The sequence below is a fragment of the Williamsia sp. genome (assembly GCF_036566845.1).
Classification (GTDB): domain Bacteria; phylum Actinomycetota; class Actinomycetes; order Mycobacteriales; family Mycobacteriaceae; genus Williamsia.
Genome location: NZ_DATCVM010000104.1, coordinates 1 through 2,875 on the forward strand (window position 1 = coordinate 1; position 2,875 = coordinate 2,875).

At 63.3% G+C, this 2,875-nt stretch carries 3 protein-coding genes; all 3 read right to left on the reverse strand.

Annotated elements, in window-relative coordinates:
- A partial coding sequence (locus VIQ49_RS09105; protein WP_331883482.1) for a DUF5313 family protein occupies positions 1 to 329 on the reverse strand: 329 nt, incomplete at its 3' end.
- Positions 330 to 335: 6 nt separating this feature from the next.
- Entirely contained in the window at positions 336 to 2,066 is a 1,731-nt protein-coding gene (locus tag VIQ49_RS09110; protein WP_331883484.1) for a SulP family inorganic anion transporter, read from the reverse strand.
- Between the two features lie 418 nt (positions 2,067 to 2,484).
- A partial coding sequence (locus VIQ49_RS09115) for a phosphoenolpyruvate carboxykinase domain-containing protein (RefSeq protein ID WP_331883486.1) occupies positions 2,485 to 2,875 on the reverse strand: 391 nt, incomplete at its 5' end.

Consider the following 2,875-nt stretch of genomic DNA (forward strand, 5'->3'; position numbering starts at 1 on the left):
TGCACATCGAGGAGCGACGGGTTCAACCCGTGGCTGACCAACCGGTGCCGCAGATAGATCTTCTTCAAGGCGAGAAGGAAGTAGACGAAGGGGAGGAACAGCAGGAGCACCATGCTGATTCGGATGATCCAGGGACCGGGAATCAGCAACAAACCGGCCAGGATAGGGAGCAATGGGACGATGCACCGGGTTGCGTAGCGGCGGGATGCGCCGCGGCCGGTGATGTCCTCGATCACCCACGGGAGGAACTCGTCCGGCAACGTTCGCCCCGCCAGGTATTTCACATGCTGGGCGAAGGTGGGATGGGAGAGATTTCCGTTCTGGGACATAATGATTCATTCCTCGATATTCATCGACGTGTAATGGCTTCTGGGGAGCACCAGCATTCGGGCGTACTCGATGGCGCGGGGTGTGTCGGAGAAGATATGCCTGCGTTCGCTGTCCTTGGTGGTGAAGACGCCCAAGGCTTTGAGCGGCCGTAGATGCTCGGATTTCATGCCGGAGATCAGCACGGTGATGTGGCGGTGTTCGAGTTTGTCGATGGCGTCCTTGAGCACGATGGCACCGGTGGCATCGATAGCGGTCACGCGTGACATCCGCAAGATGACCACCTTGACGTCGGAGACGTCGGCTAGTTCCAGGAGGAACCTGTGGGCTGCGGCGAAGAACAATGCGCCGTCGATGCGGTACGCGACGATGTGTTCGCGGAGCAGGTCGTGTTCTTCGCTCTGATGTCCGTCATCGTCGAGTGGGACCTGCTCGATCTTGGCCGATTTGGCGACAGCGCGCAGCGCCAGAATCGCCGCGAACGCGACACCGACCGCTACCGCGGTGACGAGGTCGAGTGCGACGGTGACCAGGAACGTCGCCCCCATGACCGCGGTATCCGCGCGGGTGGCGCGAGCGATGGCAATGATCGAGGCTGTTTCGACCATGCGGACCGTCGTGGCGAGCAGAACGCCGGCGAGGGCGGCCAGGGGTATCTCGGCGACCAGGGTCGATGCCAAGTAGACGATCGCGGCCAAGATGACCGCATGGGTCAGTGCGGCCAGGCGACTACGAGCACCGGAACGGACGTTGACCGCGGTGCGGGCGATTGCGCCGGTCGCGGGGACTCCGCCGAACAGCGGCGCGGCGATGTTCGCCAAACCCTGCCCGAACAGCTCCCGGTCGGGATTGTGGCGGGTCCCGACGCCCATCGAATCCGCTGCCGTCGCCGACAGCAGTGACTCGAGCGCTGCCAGCGCGGCTACTGCCAGTGCAGGGGCCAGCAGTGAGGTGAGGTCCCCGAGATGTAGGAAGTTCAACGTCGGAGCGGCGATTCCGGAAGGGATTTCACCGATGCGGGCGATATCGAGGTGCAACAGTTGCGCAGCGAGTGTGGTGATCGCGACTGCGACCAGAGAGAAGGGAACTTTGGGCAGGTAGCGTCCACCGATGAGGATGGCGACGGCCACTACGAGTGCGGTCACGGGTGTGAGGATCGACGGGTGTGAGGCGAATTTGGCGACTGCGTCCGCCGCGCTACGCCACACCTTGTCGCCCTCGGCGTCGGTGATACCCAACGCGGCAGGTATCTGTTGCAGCGCGATCACCACGGCGATTCCGGCGGTGAACCCTTCGATGACGGGTGCCGGCATGAAGCGGACAGCCCGTCCGACTCCGGCAAATGCCAGGATCATCAGGACGATGCCGGCGATCAGCCCGACTGCGAGCACACCGGATCCGCCGTATTCGTGGACGATGGGGACCAGGACGACAGTCATGGCGCCGGTCGGGCCCGATACCTGGAAGCGAGATCCGCCGAACACCGCAGCCACAGCTCCGGCGATGACCGCGGTGGTCAGTCCCGCGGCTGCGCCGAGTCCGGTGGAGATGCCGAATCCCAGGGCCAGGGGAAGCGCAACCAGGGCGACGATCAGGCCGGCCAGCAGGTCCGCGCCGGGAGCGCGCAGCGATGAACTCCATTCACTCCACCGGGGCAACAGGTCCCGCACGGCCTGGGCAGCTCGGGCGAGCGTGTTCTCAGGTGCCGAAGTGGAATTCGATGCGGGCGTTTCGGTCATAAGGTCCTCGGTACTGCGAGAAGAAAGCGAAAGACTGTCTGATTACTTGCTAAGATTAGCAAGTAATCAGATGGAGGGAGTAGTGATGCGGGTAACGCCACTACGCGGGCTGCTGTGTGCGCCGTTGCTGCTATGCCGGGGATGTGCCAGGTTGTGCCGCCGGTCTGCAGTGCCTACGGGGAGCGATGTGTGCCCATGGTGCGGTGAGCACCAGTTGGCGACTGCTGTTCTGGGCGCGGCGGTGCACTGGTAAGTCAGGTTTGCCGTCGCAGCCGGCTGGGGATGGACTGGGGGCATTCGGAAGAAGATCCCGATCCGGGCGGTTGAGGGAGTCATGACCCGGATCGGGATCTTCCGAAAGGACTTCCGGCGCGAGCAGGTTCGACGTGCGAGGCGCTGGAAGTCCAGCTCGAGGGGATCAGTGATCGTCGGAGTGCGTGCGCACTCGCCGGAAGTCGCTGTCACGTGTGGGAATAGCGTCTGTGAGCTCGTAGTCGAAGCTGGATAGCCGTTGCCGCAGTGCACGCAACTCTTCGCGCAGCGCATCGGGGAGCTTGTTTCCGCCGATCGTGGCGTACCACTCGTCGATCAAGGGGAGTTCGGATGCCCACTCGGTCGGATGGACTGCCAGAGCAGCGGTAACGGTCGGACGATGAAGTTTCAGACCGGTCAGATCCAACGAATCGAGGGTCGGTACATTGCCGATCGGGGTCACCTCGGCGTCAGCGGTACCCTCGATGCGTTCGAGTGCCCACTTGAGGATCCGAGAGTTCTCCCCGAAACCGGGCCACAGAAATTCGTCGTGGTCG